Raw genomic sequence first — 17,357 nt, 5'->3', positions numbered from 1 at the left:
TGATCCCGTTGTTTATTTAAACTAACTAGTGTTAGTAATGTGGTGCATGAATCAGTTCCTTGGTCCCTGAGGAGGACCCTCAGGTCTTTTGCCTTCAGGTTTTTTCCTGAACTTTTTCTTTTTCTTTTTTCTCCGTATATCCGGCAACTCGATCTCTCCCGTCACATCCACATACCCGCTTTCCTGCGCTTTTAATTGCTCTGTACCATCATCACTTGGTATAATCTCATCCGGAAATTCCCCACGGTCATTCATGGATTTGATTTGTCTAACATAATCAGGAAGTAAAGGCATGACAATTGACCTTCCTCTCTCCGGTTCATATACGTAGTATAACACACCTCTGAAAATGTCGACTTTAATAAGGCTCGCTTTTCCCTTTTTGGATCGGAGTTCATCGACGTTTGAAGGATATTTATCCAATTCATCAACGTACAAATCGAGTTCATAATTCAGACAGCATTTTAGACGTCCGCACTGTCCTGTTAATTTTGATTGGTTGATGGCAAGATTTTGGTAACGCGCCGCATTTGTATTGACTGATTTAAAATCAGACAACCAGGTCGAACAACACAATTCACGTCCACAAGAACCAATACCACCAATTCTTGCTGATTCCTGCCTTGCACCAATTTGCCACATTTCGATTTTTGTTCTAAAATCTCTGGCATACAATTTAACCAATTCCCTGAAATCAACCCGACCATCTGCCGTGTAATAAAAAGTTGCCTTCCGCAAATCTGCCTGAAATTCAACATCGCCTATTTTCATGTCGAGTTTGAGAGTTCGCGAAATGACCCGCGCTTTTACCAATGCCGCTTTTTCAACAGCCCTTGCTTCTTCCATCCGCTCAATATCCCTCTGGTTGGCTCTTCGAAGAATTTCGAAAGTGATCCGATCTTCCGTAAAGTTTTTCTTCTTCATTTGAAGTTTTACCAAATCACCCATTAAACTGATGCGACCAACATCGTAACCGCCATAACCAGTATCCACTACTACCAAATCTCCGGTATCGGCTCGTAAATGTTCGTTAATCCTGTAAAATGTTTTACGAGCTCCATTCTTAAAACTTACCTCTGCTAATTTACACTCCATCGGATCTTCCAATTCCAATACAGAGATCCAATCGTAAGTATTCATTCGATTACATCCACCGGATTCGCAATGCCCTTTACTGCCACAGCCAGAAGGCATTCCATTCTTTTGATTTGAACAAGATGTACAAGCCATCAATTTTTATTTTAAAACTTTTAATTCAATTTTGCTCGGGTAATATGCGCCAATTGAATACAAAAGTCAGTCATCAATATTTTTACATTTGCATTGCGTTGAATTGACATCAGAATGTCATCCAACAAAATGTTTATTTTTTCAATTTGTTCCAAACTCAAAGCAACCGTAAGTTTTTTAATATATTGCATTAATTCAGTAGTCACTTGATTTGATGTGTCTGTATGTATATATTTTAACCTCAAAACAAATGATAAAATCCTTTGCATCCAGATTAAAAAATATTTTTGATCTTCACGACTCAATTTTGAAAAATGATCCACCCAATTTACCATCTCGTTTGCCTGATATTGGTAAGTCGATTGAAGGAGTTGCTGCAATTTTTCAATCTGGTGAGTAGCCTTGTTATTTATAAACGCAAGTGCCTCATGCATATTACCTTCAGATGATACTACCGCTGAATGTGCTTCTGCTAATGGAATAGAATACATACGATTAATATAATCGGAAGCCTCCTCATATGTGATGGCCAATAACTGAAATCTTTGAGCACGGGATTGAACTGTAGAAAGCAATAAATCCGGATTTTCGGTAACTAAAATAATAAAGGTCTTTTCAGGAGGTTCTTCAAATAATTTCAATAAACGGTTCGATTCTTTGCCAAGGTACTCGGGCAACCAAATGATCAAGACTTTGCGATCCGAGGCAAATGGTTTTAAATGCAAAAGTGAAATGATATTTTGAACTTCAGATACAGGGATATTCGCATTTTTACTTTCCTCTTCAAAATAGCTAAACCAATCTGAAATACTCATAAATGGATTTGCTTGGACTGCGGTCCTCCATTTTGAATAAAACTCCTGACAGGTTTCCTTTGCTTTTGACAATGGAAATGAGAAATGCACATCAGGATGTATAAGTTTGTAAACCTGTTTACAGGAATTACAAATACCACAAGGTTTTTGGATTTCATCACAAAGGATAGCCTGGCTTAATGCCAATGCTAAAGGTAGCTGAACATTACCTGGACGCCCTGATAATAAACTTAAATGGGGAAACTTACCGGAATTTATAGACAAAAGCATATTCTGCCAAAGGCTGGTTTGGCCGATTAAGTTTAGTGACCAAAGAGATGGTTGTTCTGTAGCTCCAATTGTCAATTCCTTTGTCGTCATATCTTTTACAAAAATAAGGACAAAATAATTGACATATATAATTATCTTTTAGGTATTTATATATTAAACAATAAATAAATATTATAAAACCTAAGGTCTTCACTATCCTAATAATTCTAATCGACGGAGGTGTTTGAAAAAATATTGAAAAAATCCAAAGCCAAATTTATGGATTAGAGTTTCCTATTTAAAATCCAATTCCGCGATGCATTCTACATACCGGGGTATAAGCAGATCTCTAATTTGGCTCAAATCACCAGGGTGCGACGATATTAACAAAGAAAACAGCATGGTTTCCAATAGTAAATTCTCTGCTGAAGTGTAACTCAAATCCCAACTGAACCAAACATGATTCAAATGCCAAACGAATTCCGAATGTAAATTCTCCAGCCATAGGAATGAAAACTTCGGAGCAAAACAACTAATGAACCTCATAAGGCTTTTCAAAAGCAATGTCTGGCTTAACGAATGGAACAAATTCCATTTCAAATTTTACATTTGCAGACAGATTGAAATAAATACCCATTGGCAAGCCGATCGGATAAAAATCCTTTTGGTAAAAATATTGAACATTCCCTTACGAGATGAACAATATGGCTTGAACAACTTCAATATGAAAACCCATAATCCCCAGCCCACTGAGTTCAGAAAATATTTAGTAGAAAAGGCAATAATTTGAAAAATAAATAATGAAGCCTTTCTTGAACTTGAATTTATGAATTAAATATATTAGCTTTATTTATCCTATTTTTAGAAATTCTAAAACACTCCGGCCATTTTCTATTGTTAAAATGAAATTACTTCAATAATTCTACAAAAAAAGAGGGTATGATACCTGCCGCTAAGGTGACCAATGAGAATACAAGGAGAATTCCTGAATGCAAAGGTGATATGGTAAATTTCTGATCTGCGCTTTTTGAATACATTGCATTTACAATTTTATAATAATAGTAAACTGACAACAAAGTGCATATTACTGCAATCACAACTAAAGCAGCATATCCATGCGTGATGGCCTGATTCAACATAAATATCTTCGCCACAAATCCGGAAGTAAAAGGTCCACCTGCTAAAGATATCAATGCAGCTGTCATGACAAAAGCTAAAATGGGATTACTTTTATACAAACCGGTAAAGGCATTTAAATCATCACTTCCATATTGCTCTTCCACAAAATAAACGACCACAAATGCGGCCAAAGAGGCCAACATATATGCAATAAAATAGTATAAAATAAGCGATTCATCGCCTGGTTTTAATTGGATGAACCCCAATAATATAAATCCAGCCTGAACAACTCCGGAATAAGCTAATAAACGCTTTACGCCCTGTTGTTTCATTGCAAAAATATTTCCAAAAATCAATGTAGCAATAATTAAAAGAATAAAATATGCATCGATCCATCCTGGCAAATTATCAGAATTGTACTGAACCACTCTCAGAAATGCTCCCATTGATGCGATTTTCACAAGACTTGCCATCGCGGCAGTAAATAAAGTTGGTGTGCCTTCATAAACGTCGGGTGCCCAAAAATGAAATGGAACGATTGCTATTTTCAATGCAAAGCCCGTAAAAATAAAAATGTATGCAATTTGTCCCAATAAATTAGAATCAACAGATAATGGATTATCAATTTGTAATGATCCGGAAATTGCATACAACAATCCTATTCCAAATAATAATATAGCACTTGTGAAGGATCCGGTTATAAAATATTTTAAGGAGGCTTCGTTGGATTTTACTTTTCTACGATCAGCTCCTGCAAGTATATACATCGAAATTGATAAAATTTCGATGCCAAGAAATAATGCCATGTAGTGCGTACAAGAAACCATAATAACAGCTCCCATCATAGCAAATAAAATCAAACCTAAAAAATCTGCAATTTCTTCTTGCCCTCTCTTTTCATAAACATTATAAAATGGAATTAAAGCCAAACCGTTCATGATCACCAAAGATGACAGGACATGAGCTGAGCCGTCTGTTTGCAACATATTTGCCAAATAGTGATTCCAAAAACTTTGCCCAGAAAGCAATGCATACAAAGCCAAAGAAACTCCTAAAAATGCGACAGGCATAATGATGTTTCTTTGTTTGACAAAACCCAAAAACATAATACACACTGCGAAAAAAGTTAATATGATAAGTGATAACATCATAACACGCTTAATTTGTAGGAGTGAAATTCATAATTCGAAAAGCATATTGCCCGATTCCAATCCAGTTAACCGGAAAAAAGCCTATCACAATGATCAGAATCCCAATAACTATAAAAACATAATCCTCTGATAAACTCAATTTGCCAAATCCAGAAGCTGTGCTTGAAACTTTGCCAAACATACTTTTCTGATAAAGTCGCAGCATATATACAGCCCCAAATATTAATGTCAAAGCACCGAAGGCACCATAATATGGTTTGAATTCAGTAATCGCCCACAACAAGTAGAACTCACCGATAAAACCACATGTGAGCGGAAGTCCAATACTAGAAAGCAATATGATGAAAAAGTAAGTTGCGAAACGTGGGTTCACTTTAGCAATACCGGATACAGCGTCGACCGAATTATCGTTAGTCTTGCGAATGATGACATCCGCTGCAAAAAACAATCCTGCTGCCGCCAATCCATGCGATAGAATTGCAAATAATCCACCTTGGACTCCTAGATTAGCCATCGTTAAGACTCCTGCTGCAATAAGTCCCATATGAGATAAAGAGGAGTAAGCCAACAATCGAATCATATCCTTCTGCCTCCATGCTATCAATGCTCCATATACAACTCCCACCAAACATAGCGCAATTAAAAAATACTGCCACTTATAGATGGCTTCGACAAAGAAAAAATCAAAACGAATTAATCCGAAGATTCCCATTTTCGACATGACCGCAGCAATGATCATCAAACTGGGCCGATCCGACTGTGAATACAAATCTGCCTGCCAGGTATGGAATGGAAAAATCGGAGATTTTATAGCAAAGGCAATAAAAAAAGCTGCGAATAACCAATACTGGTATTCAATGGCCATTTTATTTTTATAAAAATCCTGCCAGGATATTAAGCTCAAATAAGACTTCATATGAAACTGTATAAACAAAATAGCCGCAAGCATAAGAAGTCCGCCGAATACAGTATATAGAAAAAATTTAAACACTGCCTTTTTCCGATCTATCCCACCATACCGAAGTACAATAAAATAAATTGGAATCAAAGCTGCTTCAAAAAATATATAAAAACTGATTGGATTTTGTGCACTGAAAAATCCATTAAAACCTGCATGAGCCAAGCCTATCAATCCATAATAACTTGCATCTCGATCATTTCCCTTGACAAGAGTAGCCAATACGCTCAAACAAATGATCAATTGCGTTAAAAACAAAGGTAATACGGCGGCTGCATCCAATCCAAAATGCAAATAAGCTCTCAAAGGAATTATCCATTCTATATAACTATTGAACGAAAGTTGCTTACCGACAATGTCATATGCGCTCATGAGCACCAGGAAATAGAATAAACTTATAATGCTCGATAATAAAGCAATATAAGGCGCAATCTTTTTTCCGGAAAAAAAAGTAATGATTGCAAATATAAGCGGAATGAATATCAATATTGCTGCTAACATCATATGCTTTAAATTATCAGAAACGCAACGAGTATAACCAGTAAACCAATTATACTATATAACAAATACCAACTTAGTTTTCCATTTTGCAAATTCCTTAATGCAAAGCTTCCGGATTGCAATATGGCAACAGGTACACTCACTATCTTGTCGGCAATTCTATACTCAAATGTGTGCATAAACCATTTTCCCAACTTCTTAAGAGGTTGCACTAATAAGAAATCGAAACATTCATCTATATAATATTTATTCTCGAGTAGCCTGACGAAACGGTTATTATGAGGAGCATAAAAATCTCTGTTAGGATTTGTATATCGTTTATAAGTAACGATGAATAAAATAACGAGTGTTAGTACGGTAATGCCCCATAAAAGATATTCAAATAAATGGCTAACTTTAAATTTAACTTGCTCGATGGCACGTACGAGAAATTGAAATACTTCGTGCGATTGCCCTGATATTTCAGGTAATCCAGCAAATCCTCCGACGACTGACAAAAATGCAAGAACGATTAATACCAATCGCATATTCCATGGAGATTCATGCACATGGGCATAGGATTCTTCACTTCCCCGATAGTTGCCGTGAAAGGTCGCAAAGAACATTCTTAACATATACCAGGCCGTGAATACAGAAGAAATTGCAAGAACCAAAAACATCCAAAAATTTTTTGAATATACTGCAGCCAGTATTTCATCTTTTGAAAAGAATCCTGCAAATGGCGGACAACCAATGATGGCCAATGTACCTAAAAGCATGGTTGCATAAGTCCATTTCATTTTTGATTTCAGTCCTCCCATTTTTCGAATATCCTGCTCACCATGTAAACCATGAATTACACTTCCTGCTCCCAAAAACAATAATGCTTTAAAAAATGCATGCGTCATCAAATGAAATATTGCAGTAATGTAGGCGCCTACGCCCAATGCAACTGCCATATACCCTAATTGACTCACCGTAGAATAGGCTAATATTTTTTAATGTCGTTTTGTTTTAAAGCAATGGAAGCTGACACAAAAGCCGTCAAACATCCAACCACTGCGATGACATATTTTGCTATCGGTGTTACTTCAAACAAGAAATTCATTCGGGTCACCAGGTAAATACCTGCTGTCACCATTGTTGCTGCGTGGATCAATGCCGAAACGGGCGTCGGCCCAGCCATAGCATCCGGTAACCAGGTAAATAAAGGAATTTGGGCAGATTTTCCGCAAACTCCAATAAAGAATAAAAGGGCAATCGCAACCATAACGGGTTCATTCATATTAATCCCGCTGGTTACTGTCTCTCGGATATCCTCAAAATTCACAGCTCCCGTAGAATAGATGGTCATGAAAATTGCAATTAAAAATGCCAAGTCACCAATCCTATTCATAATAAATGCTTTGGCAGCTGCTTTATTATATTCTAAATTTTCATACCAGTAACCGATCAATAAAAATGAACAAAGTCCAACACCTTCCCATCCTGCAAAAGTACCACCAGATTCGACCCTAAGATTAACATCAACATGCTAAACATAAATAAATTCATGTAAGACATAAACCGCGGGTAACCCTTATCATCTGCCATGTAAGCTGAAGAATAAACATGTATCAATGTTCCAACTCCTGTTACAATAAACAGCATGAGAATACTGAGATTATCTATCAAAAAACCAAATTCAACTTTCGCAGATCCTTCACCTACAAACCAGGTATACAAATCGACTGTGGTTTTCAGACCTTTTAAATGGATGTAAGCCAATACAGTTCCAATGAAACTGATGAGAGGCATCAGGCATGCTACCATCGTAACCAGCCATTTTGGAAACTTTGAACCAAAAATTCCATTCAGGATAAATCCTGCTAATGGTGGCCAAAGTATCAGATGTAATATTATTTCTGGATTCATCTTCTATAACTATATAAATCAACCTTTCAATTGATCGAACAGATCGATATTCGTTGTCTTTAAATTTTTATACATCATAACAATGATGGCTAGCCCAACAGAAACTTCGGCTGCTGCAACTGCCATCGTAAATAATACCATTACTTGTCCTGCACTATCACCTCTGTAAGCTGAAGCTGCAACCATCATCAAGTTGACGGCATTGAGCATGATCTCAATACACATAAAAACGATGATGACATTTTTGCGAATAAGGACGCCAATTAAACCAATAAAAAACAATACCGCACTTAACAATAAGTAATGCTCAAATGGAATCATTCTGATAACTTCCGGAATGTGGTTCATGGATAAACGATTTTACTAGATGATTCTTTTTCTTTCCTGTTTAACAATACAACACCTATCATCGCAACTAAAAATAGAATTGAACAAACTTCCATTGGAAACAAATAATCGCGATACAATACTTCACCGATATATTCCACAAGCCCAATGTTGTAAACACCCGAAGATTCCAATTCAATCTGACTCGATTGATAGGCTGACAAAAAGATGAGCAACAAGCCCCCGGAAGCTATTAAAGCTGCAGAAGCAGGAATCCATGATTTGATCTGCTCCAATTCACGATTCAAATTTAAGAACATGATCACAAATAAAAACAACACCATGATCGCACCGGCATAAACAACGATATTCACGAGTGCCAGAAATTGTGCATTTAATAAAATGTACTGTGCCGAGATTAAAAAAAACGTCGCCACTAAAAACAAGACACTTCGTATAGGGTGTCTGGTCGCAACTACTAATATCGCACATAAAATCGTTAAAACTGAAATGATATAAAATATTTTATCCATCTATTTTTAATTTTGTTGAAACGTCTCCACCAAACGATCCTTTCCAAAAATAAAATCTTCCCGTTCATAACTTGCCGGAGCCATTTTATCGTTTTGCAAAAAGATCGCCGCTTTAGGGCAAGCTTCTTCACAAAGTCCGCAGAAAATGCAACGCAACATATTGATTTCATACACTGCAGCATATTTTTCTTCACGATACAAATGCTTTTCATTTGCTTTTCTTTCAGCCGCAGTCATGGTGATGGCCTCAGCCGGACAAGCAAGGGCACAAAGCCCGCAAGCGGTACATCTTTCTGCTCCTTTCTCATCGCGCTTCAAAATGTGCAGTCCTCTAAATACACTGCTCATCGGCCGCTGTTCCTCCGGATAACTAATGGTTGCCTTTTTCTTAAAAAGGTGGCTAATCGTTATCCCCATTCCTTTAAATATAGCTGGCAAATAAATTCGCTCCGAAAAAGTCATGGGCTTTCTGGACATTAATTTATATCGCTCCGTTAGTTTTACTGCAGGCATAGTTTTTAACTTAAAATAATATAAATAAAGCTGTCAATAAAATATTCAAGACTGCCAAAGGTATTAATACCTTCCAGCCTAGATTCATCAATTGGTCATATCGAAAACGGGGTAATGTCCAACGAATCCAAATAAACAGGAATATAAAAAAAGTAATTTTTCCAAACATCACTGCTGCACCCAAAACCGTCTTCAATATGCCCGCATCCATACTACTTATAAATGGAAATTGATATCCTCCAAAATATAAAGTCGCGATGACAGCACTGCTTATAAACACATTGATATATTCGGCGAAAAGATAAAATCCCAGTTTCATGGATGAAAATTCCGTATGAAATCCACCTACCAGTTCAGTTTCACATTCCGGCAAATCAAATGGAGCCCTATTGGTCTCCGCAAATGCACAAATAATAAATATTAAAAAACCAAGAGGTTGATAAATAACATTCCAATTCATTCCAGCCTGTTGCTCTACAATTTCCCTTAATGAAAGACTTGAACTCACCATGATCAGCGATACAATTGATAAACCCATCGCCAATTCATAACTGATGTTTTGCGAAGCCGCGCGAATGGCTCCAAGTAATGAAAATTTATTATTCGATGCCCACCCTCCTATTAATATTCCATAAACGCCCAAAGAGACTACACCAAAAATGTAAAGTATACCGACATTCAAATCAGCACCTTGCATTTCAAAAATGCGGTCTCCAATTTTTAAATCAGGTGCAAAGGGAATTACCGCACTGGTCATCAATGCTGTACACATGAACAGAGATGGACCTAAAATAAATAAAAACCGATCAGATACTTTTGGAATAAATTCTTCCTTAAAAAATAATTTAATTCCATCCGCCAGAGGCTGTAATAAACCAAATGGCCCGGCTCGATTTGGGCCTAATCGATCCTGTAAGAATGCAGCGATTTTGCGTTCTGCATATGTAGTGTACATGGCAATGAACAATGAGATGCCAAATACAGATGCAATGAAAATAATTTTAAATATCAAATCGCTCATTCTGAAACAAATTTTGCATCCACATTTACAGCCGGTGAAATTACCGGCAATTCATATTTATTTGAAGCAATTACAGATTCATGATCAACTTTGCGTGGACCACCAATTTCCCAATCGCTTTTTAATCTTTTTTCAAATCTACAAGTATTACATATAAACTCTTCAACTTCACCAAATTCATTCTTTCTGGCTGTTACTCTGATGATATCATCCCCTTTCAACCACAAGACTGTTTTTCCACAACAAGTCGGGCAATCCCGATGTGCATCATATGGTTTTGAAAACCAAACCCGCTGTTTAAAGCGATATGTTTTATCAGTAAGTGCTCCTACAGGACATACATCGATAATATTTCCAGAAAATTCATTATCAATTGAATTTTGTATGTAGGTGCTGATCTCTGAAACATCACCTCTGTTGAGAACGCCATGTACGCGCTGATTGGTCAACTGTTCGGCCGCATAAACACATCTATAACACAAGATGCATCGGGTCATGTGCAATTGTACATGCTCACCAATATCAATTTTATTAAACTCCCTCCTCCCTTCTTCGTAACGCGTAGCTTCTCGTCCATGATCAAAAGACAAATTTTGCAAATCGCATTCACCTGCCTGATCACAAATCGGACAATCCAACGGATGGTTGATCAATAAAAATTCAACGACGCCGTTTCTCGCATCAATAACTTCTGGATTGGTTTCATTTTCTACAACCATTCCATTTTCAACACGGGTAATACAACTGGCCACTAATTTGGGCATAGGCCTAGGATTTGATTCACTGGTCTGTGCCACTTTTACCAAACATACCCTGCACTTACCACCAGTATCTTTAAGAGAAGAATAATAACACATTGCCGGTGGATATTTTCCACCTAGCGATCGCGCTGCTTGTAGTATCGTTGTACCTGATGGTACTTCAATACTTCTTCCGTCTATGGTAACTTTTAATAACTCACTCATACGCTAAATAATTTAATGCGCCATTGCAAATTCATGATGTAAATGTTTTGCTAGACAGGCATTCGGATTTCTAACATGCTCTTCAAATTCGCTGCGAAAATGGCGAATTGCACTAGCAACCGGCCATGCTGCAGCTTCTCCCAATGGACAAATGGTTTTTCCTTCAATATTTTTTGCAACATCCACCAATAAGTCAATATCCGTCATTTTGCCATGACCATGTTCGACGCGATGTAATACTTTCTCCATCCAACCTGTGCCTTCCCTGCAGGGACTACATTGTCCACAACTTTCGTGATGGTAAAACCGGGTAAAATTCCAAAGATTTCTCACAATACATGCACGATCATCAAAGACAATAAATCCACCGGAACCTAACATTGAACCACTTACAAAACCCCCATCTGCCAATGATTCATAACTCATCAGTCGTGCTTCACCTGCTGCGGTTTTCAGGATTAGATTTTGGGGTAAAATGGGCACGGACGATCCTCCGGCAACTACTGCTTTTAATGCTCTCCCATTTGCTATTCCTCCACAATATTGATCGCTGTAAATAAATTCTTCAACAGGAAGTCCCAGTTCTATTTCATAAACGCCCGGATTTTTGATATTGCCACAAGCTGAGATCAATTTTGTGCCGGCACTTTTTCCAATACCTATGGAAGCGTAGGCTGCGCCACCATGATTTACAATCCATGGCACTGCAGCAATTGTTTCAACATTATTAACTACAGTAGGACATCCATACAAACCCCATACTGCAGGAAAAGGTGGTTTGTTTCGTGGATTTCCGCGTTTGCCTTCCAATGATTCAAGCAATGCGGTTTCTTCTCCACAGATATAGGCTCCTCCTCCAGGATGAACATACAAATCAAGATCATATCCTGAACCTAAAATATTTTTTCCTAAATATCCTTTTGCATAAGCTTCTGCAATCGCGCGTTCGAGAATTTTTATAACGTACATCATTTCTCCCCGAACATAGATATAAGAAGTCTTTGCATTCAAAGCAAAAGAAGAAACGATCATGCCTTCTATAAGTAGATGCGGAATTTTTTCCATCAAATACCGGTCTTTAAAAGTACCGGGTTCTGACTCATCAGCATTGCAAACGAGATATTTAGGCTTGTCAGATTTTTTGTCGAGAAATGACCATTTCATCCCCGTTGGAAATCCTGCGCCTCCACGGCCGCGAAGTCCGGATGTTTTTACCTCTTCAACAATCTGATCAGGGCTTGAAGACTTTAGCGCTTTAGCTACAGCTGCATAGCCTCCATACTTCACATAGGTATCCAAATTTTGAATACCATCCTTATCAATGTGTTCGAGTAATAATTTTTTTGACATATCAGGATTTGCTTCTTAAGCTTTCTATTAACTGATCTAATTTTTCTTCATTCAGGTTTTCGTGATAAACATATTCCGGACCTATTTGCAAAACGGGACCAGTACCACAAGATGCCAGACATTCAACAGTCTTTAAAGTAAATAATCCATCTGCAGTAGTTTCTCCTATTTCAATATCCAATTTGTGTTTGAGATATTGAACGATCGACTCAGCACCTACCAAACAACAAGGCCCTGTTCTGCATACTTCAAGCACATACTTTCCAACTGGTTTTAAATGGAACATCGTGTAGAATGATGCCACTTCATATACTTCAATAGCTTGAATGTTGAGATAATTCGCCAGTTCATCCATGGCCTCTGTGCGCAACCACCCATCTTTGGCTTGCACTAAATGCAACAATGGCAATAATGCAGATTTTTGTTTTCCTTCAGGATAACGTTTTACAATTTCATCCGCTTGGTGTTCAAGACCCGCAAGATGTGTAAAGCTTTGTTCTGTACTCGTAGACATTTTTATTTTTATTATCAAATCCAATAAATGATTTCGCGAATTCCATCATTGTTTGGCATCAAAAATATTTTTAAATGGAGTGCCTTATGCATCCAATTCTCCGGCGATAACATTCAGACTACTCATGACTACAATCGCATCCGACAACAGTTGATCTTTAACCATTTCCGGAAATGCCTGATAATATATAAAACAAGGCCTCCTGAAATGTAATCTATAGGGAGTTCTACCGCCATCGCTGACGAGATAAAATCCCAACTCGCCGTTTGCACCTTCGACTGCATTGTAAACTTCTCCTACTGGTGCTTCAATTTCACCCATAATAATTTTAAAGTGATAAATCAAAGCTTCCATGTTTTTATATACCTCCTGTTTTGGCGGAAGATAATAATGATCTGAATCAGCATGGAAAACCGGTTCCATGGCCTCAATCTTTAACATAGCCTGTTCAATAATTCTTAAGCTTTGCCAGATCTCTTCATTTCTAACTACAAAGCGATCATAGGTATCACCTGTCGTTCCTACCGGAATATCAAATTCAAAATCTTCATAAGAACAATAAGCTTCGGCAGCACGCAAATCGTAATCTAGTCCGCAAGCCCTCAAATTGGGGCCGGTAAACCCATAATTCAATGCTCTCTCCAGACTCAATCCACCAGTATCAATGGTGCGATCCATAAAGATTCTATTTCTTGAGAGTAAGTTTTCAAATTCTCTCCACACAGGCGGAAAATCTTTTAAAAATTTACGCGTTTTTTCAAATACTATTTTGTTGAAATCGCGTTCAAATCCACCAACACGTCCCATATTGGTCGTTAATCGGGCCCCGCAAATTTCTTCGTAGATTTCATAAATAAATTCTCTCCATTGATAAACATAAGTAAACCCAGTTAATGCTCCTGTGTCTACTCCTAAAATACTGTTGCAAATAATGTGATCTGCAACACGCGCAAGTTCCATGACCATAACGCGCATATAATCCACCCGCTTGGGAATTTGTACACCCAACAATTTCTCGACAGTCAAATGCCAACCCATATTATTAATAGGCGCTGAACAATAATTGAGTCTGTCTGTAAGCGGAGTTATTTGATAAAAAGGTCTTCGCTCTGCGATTTTTTCAAATGCGCGGTGTATGTAGCCTATAGTCTGTTCGCCACTTACAATGCGCTCGCCATCCAATTGTAGGACATTTTGGAAAATGCCATGCGTGGCCGGATGGGTTGGACCTAAATTTAAAGTAGTATAGGGAATTTCCGGCCGACCCGGTTGTTCAATAGTTGTTAAAAATTCCTGGTTTGTCTTCATCATGCCTATCTTCCAAACTGATAATCTGCTTTGTCCTCTCTTAATGGATCTTCCAAAGGAAACTCCTTGCGCATAGGAAAGTCAATCATTTCATCCATATTTAAGATGCGCCTTAAATTAGGATGACCTACAAATTGGATTCCATAAAAATCATAGGTTTCTCTTTCCATCCAATTTGCTGATGCATATATACCAGTTAAGCTGGGTACTTCCGGTTTTTCAAGTGGAACAAAAACCTTTATTCTCAACCTTTTACTTTTACGCATACTTTGCAGATGGTAAACCACCCCTAATTCTTTCCCTTTTTGATCCGGAAAATGCACACCACATATATCTGTCAAATAATTAAATCCTAATTCATTATCCCTAAACAAATGTAGAATAAGTCCAAATACTTGATTTACAGGTAATTCCAAATTAAATACTCCAAATGTATCTCCTTGGATATCATATATCTGCCCAAAGGCTTCTTGTAATTTTTGTTGTAGCTGTTCTGATTGAATCTCTTCCATTATTTGACAAAATAAGAATCCATCAATTTTTGATAAGCCTCTGAATTTCTTCTGCGAACAGATTCCTTCCCGATGAGGTCCTGAATGCGCATAACTCCTTCAATGATTTGTTCTGGACGTGGCGGACAGCCAGGTACGTAAACATCAACCGGGATAACCCGATCAATCCCCTGCAAAACGCTGTAAGTATCAAAAATCCCTCCACTTGAAGCGCATGCGCCTACAGCGATTACCCATTTGGGTTCTGCCATTTGTTCGTAAACCTGCCTTAAAATAGGAGCCATTTTCTTAGCGATCGTACCCATGACCATTAATAGATCTGCCTGCCTGGGTGTGAAACTCAAACGTTCTGATCCAAATCTGGCAAGGTCATAATGTGAAGACATCGTTGACATAAACTCAATTCCGCAACATGAAGTCGCAAATGGAAGCGGCCAAATGCTGTTTTTCCTGGCCAATCCAACGACAGCATCCAGGCTCGTAGCAAAGAAACCTTGTCCGGCTATTCCTTCCGGCGCATCGGCAACTTGAACTTTTGATTGCATGTTAAGCTTTTATAAAATCCAGAGTTAAATAAAACGTATCAATACTGATTCCAAAAAATCTGCTATATATCTTCACGGGTTTCCCATTTCAAAACCCCTTTCAATAAAACATAATAGAAACCCGCCATCAATAAAGTTAAAAATATAAACATCTCAGCAAAACCAAACCACCCTAGTTTCTTAAAATTGACCGCCCAGGGGTACATGAAAATTATTTCCACATCAAACAATACAAATAGGATTGCGGTCATAAAATAGCGCACCGAAAATGGATTTCGGGCATTTCCAACACTGTCCAATCCGCACTCAAAAGTAGCATCCTTGCGCTTACCGCTTCTTTTAGGACCCAATAAATGGGTCGCGATCAATACAAACACGACAAATCCAAGGGCTACCAATAATTGGAGAAAAATCGGAAAATAATCCTGAGGTATGTAATAGGCTCGCATAAAAATGCCTCTATTTGGCCCGGCAAATATAAGCCAGAACAGTCTAAAAGGATAAAATTTAGGTCAAAACAAGCTTAAAGCTCAAAAGCCTAGCTTTAAGGTCTATTTGAAGACCTGATTTTCATACTTTTGCACAAAAAAAAGAATGAAAATATCCGTGATCCGCAAAGGTCATTTCAATGCAGCTCATCGTCTTTATAAACCAGATTGGTCAGATGCAAAAAACAAAGAGGTATTTGGCATTTGCGCCAATCCCAATTTTCATGGGCACAATTATGAAATGGATGTTAAAATATCTGGAGAATTAGACCCATCAACGGGGATACTCATAGATCTTAAAATTTTAAAAGACCTGATTGAAAAACATGTTGAGTCTGATTTCGACCATAAAAATTTAAATATGGACTGTCCGGAATTCGAAAATATTATACCCACAGCGGAAAATATCTGCATCGAAATCTACAATAAATTGAGAAAAGTGATTCCTGCACATTTAGATATTCAGATCCGATTATCCGAAACCCCTAGAAATTTTGTAGAGTACCCCGCTTAAAAATTACTTGTTTGGGCAAGCCCTTAGATAGACCTTGAATGGTTTTAGAACAATAGATGAAAACTTTGTTTACTTAAAATTCAGGAAATCACTGAAAGTTTTAATAAACTCAATACCCTAAGTGCTTAGGCCTTTATCCCTCTCTTTTGCAGCCTTAAAGTGCGAAGATTTTGCTCATTCGGACCAATAAGACGGATGAAATACAAGCCATCCTCCAAATCGCTAATATCGTAAGAGCTGTTTGGAAAAGCTCTATACGAACGAATTTTGCGCCCAAGTATATTGACCATATCTATTCGAACTAATCCGGTGTTGTAATCAACCGTAAAAGAATTCGATGCCGGATTTGGATAAACTTTGACAGCGATGTTTTTGATATCTTTATTTGAAACCACTTTGTTAAAAGTATAATCAACTTTTACCTTTTTGGAAGTGTCTTCGGCTTCATACACCCACATAACCACATGCGCCTCACCCATACTTCCATCTTCATAGACGTGTACATCAAGATTCACTGAATCATATGGAGCTATAATGTTAGGGTAGATTTCAGGACACTTGCCTACTTTATCTGCATAACAATTATTTGCATCGCAGACATAAGTACTCCAGCCGGCGGGCATCATAAGAATTTCGCGATTCCAGAGCATACTTAAAACTTCACCTGTGTGATTCCTGATTTTTCCAGATTTGTAGTGATCTGTATTATCTGGAGTGAAATAAATGGTATTCGGGTTAGGATTCACAGAGAATCGCTGGCCTTGAGCCATGAAGTAGCTGCAGAATAAAATACTGAATATCAAGTAAATACATTTCATAGGCCGATAATTAGTTTAAACCAACTGTAAATA

17 protein-coding genes and 1 pseudogene are annotated in these 17,357 nt (G+C 37.7%); 1 reads left to right on the top strand and 17 read right to left on the bottom strand.

Features of this window, described 5'->3' with window-relative positions:
- Window positions 1-51: 51 nt before the first annotated feature.
- From IPM92_01675 to IPM92_01600, 16 genes and pseudogenes are all read right to left on the bottom strand, one after another.
- A complete protein-coding gene (locus IPM92_01675) occupies window positions 52-1,230 on the bottom strand; it encodes a hypothetical protein (protein ID MBK9107108.1) in 1,179 nt (392 codons plus the stop codon).
- Between the two features lie 20 nt (window positions 1,231-1,250).
- Entirely contained in the window at window positions 1,251-2,405 is a 1,155-nt protein-coding gene (locus tag IPM92_01670; GenBank protein ID MBK9107107.1) for a hypothetical protein, read from the bottom strand.
- A gap of 797 nt (window positions 2,406-3,202) precedes the next feature.
- A complete protein-coding gene (locus IPM92_01665; GenBank protein ID MBK9107106.1) occupies window positions 3,203-4,564 on the bottom strand; it encodes an NADH-quinone oxidoreductase subunit N in 1,362 nt (453 codons plus the stop codon).
- 7 nt (window positions 4,565-4,571) lie between these two features.
- Window positions 4,572-6,026, bottom strand: a complete 1,455-nt coding sequence (locus IPM92_01660; protein MBK9107105.1) for an NADH-quinone oxidoreductase subunit M — start codon at window positions 6,024-6,026, stop codon at window positions 4,572-4,574.
- Window positions 6,027-6,031: 5 nt separating this feature from the next.
- Window positions 6,032-7,916, bottom strand: a pseudogene (nuoL, locus tag IPM92_01655) (NADH-quinone oxidoreductase subunit L).
- Between the two features lie 18 nt (window positions 7,917-7,934).
- Window positions 7,935-8,264 (bottom strand): NADH-quinone oxidoreductase subunit NuoK, encoded by a 330-nt coding sequence (gene nuoK, locus IPM92_01650; protein ID MBK9107104.1) that lies wholly within the window; start codon window positions 8,262-8,264, stop codon window positions 7,935-7,937.
- Entirely contained in the window at window positions 8,261-8,776 is a 516-nt protein-coding gene (locus tag IPM92_01645) for an NADH-quinone oxidoreductase subunit J (protein MBK9107103.1), read from the bottom strand. The genes nuoK and IPM92_01645 overlap by 4 nt, the downstream gene beginning before the upstream one ends.
- A gap of 6 nt (window positions 8,777-8,782) precedes the next feature.
- Window positions 8,783-9,238, bottom strand: a complete 456-nt coding sequence (locus tag IPM92_01640; GenBank protein ID MBK9107102.1) for an NADH-quinone oxidoreductase subunit I — start codon at window positions 9,236-9,238, stop codon at window positions 8,783-8,785.
- 61 nt (window positions 9,239-9,299) lie between these two features.
- Window positions 9,300-10,310 carry an NADH-quinone oxidoreductase subunit NuoH gene (nuoH, locus tag IPM92_01635; protein ID MBK9107101.1) on the bottom strand — a complete coding sequence of 337 codons (1,011 nt, stop codon included), beginning with the start codon at window positions 10,308-10,310 and terminating at the stop codon, window positions 9,300-9,302.
- Window positions 10,307-11,275, bottom strand: coding sequence for a (2Fe-2S)-binding protein (locus IPM92_01630; GenBank protein MBK9107100.1), 969 nt, complete (start codon window positions 11,273-11,275; stop codon window positions 10,307-10,309). Before IPM92_01630 ends, nuoH begins: the two co-directional genes overlap by 4 nt.
- Before the next feature lie 12 nt (window positions 11,276-11,287).
- Entirely contained in the window at window positions 11,288-12,625 is a 1,338-nt protein-coding gene (nuoF, locus tag IPM92_01625) for an NADH-quinone oxidoreductase subunit NuoF (GenBank protein ID MBK9107099.1), read from the bottom strand.
- A gap of 1 nt (window position 12,626) precedes the next feature.
- Entirely contained in the window at window positions 12,627-13,139 is a 513-nt protein-coding gene (locus tag IPM92_01620) for an NAD(P)H-dependent oxidoreductase subunit E (protein MBK9107098.1), read from the bottom strand.
- Window positions 13,140-13,223: 84 nt separating this feature from the next.
- On the bottom strand, window positions 13,224-14,450 hold the full coding sequence (locus IPM92_01615; GenBank protein MBK9107097.1) for an NADH-quinone oxidoreductase subunit D: 1,227 nt from the start codon (window positions 14,448-14,450) through the stop codon (window positions 13,224-13,226).
- 2 nt (window positions 14,451-14,452) lie between these two features.
- Window positions 14,453-14,959: an NADH-quinone oxidoreductase subunit C gene (locus tag IPM92_01610; protein ID MBK9107096.1), complete on the bottom strand. Its 507-nt coding sequence runs from the start codon at window positions 14,957-14,959 to the stop codon at window positions 14,453-14,455.
- Window positions 14,959-15,504, bottom strand: a complete 546-nt coding sequence (locus IPM92_01605; GenBank protein ID MBK9107095.1) for an NADH-quinone oxidoreductase subunit B — start codon at window positions 15,502-15,504, stop codon at window positions 14,959-14,961. Before IPM92_01605 ends, IPM92_01610 begins: the two co-directional genes overlap by 1 nt.
- A 62-nt stretch (window positions 15,505-15,566) precedes the next feature.
- Window positions 15,567-15,953 carry an NADH-quinone oxidoreductase subunit A gene (locus IPM92_01600; GenBank protein ID MBK9107094.1) on the bottom strand — a complete coding sequence of 129 codons (387 nt, stop codon included), beginning with the start codon at window positions 15,951-15,953 and terminating at the stop codon, window positions 15,567-15,569.
- A 145-nt stretch (window positions 15,954-16,098) separates the two neighbouring features.
- On the opposite strand from IPM92_01600, the gene IPM92_01595 reads away from it, so the two are divergent.
- The gene (locus IPM92_01595) at window positions 16,099-16,506 is read left to right on the top strand and encodes a 6-carboxytetrahydropterin synthase (GenBank protein MBK9107093.1); all 408 of its coding nucleotides are present in this window, start codon (window positions 16,099-16,101) and stop codon (window positions 16,504-16,506) included.
- A 125-nt stretch (window positions 16,507-16,631) separates the two neighbouring features.
- On the opposite strand, the gene IPM92_01590 is transcribed toward IPM92_01595, so the two are convergent.
- Window positions 16,632-17,324, bottom strand: coding sequence for a T9SS type A sorting domain-containing protein (locus IPM92_01590; GenBank protein ID MBK9107092.1), 693 nt, complete (start codon window positions 17,322-17,324; stop codon window positions 16,632-16,634).
- Window positions 17,325-17,357 lie beyond the last annotated feature (33 nt).

It is taken from the genome of Saprospiraceae bacterium, assembly GCA_016719615.1.
GTDB lineage: Bacteria > Bacteroidota > Bacteroidia > Chitinophagales > Saprospiraceae > Vicinibacter.
The sequence above is the reverse complement of the archived record's forward strand: the minus strand, read 5'-3'. Positions and strand labels throughout refer to the sequence as shown.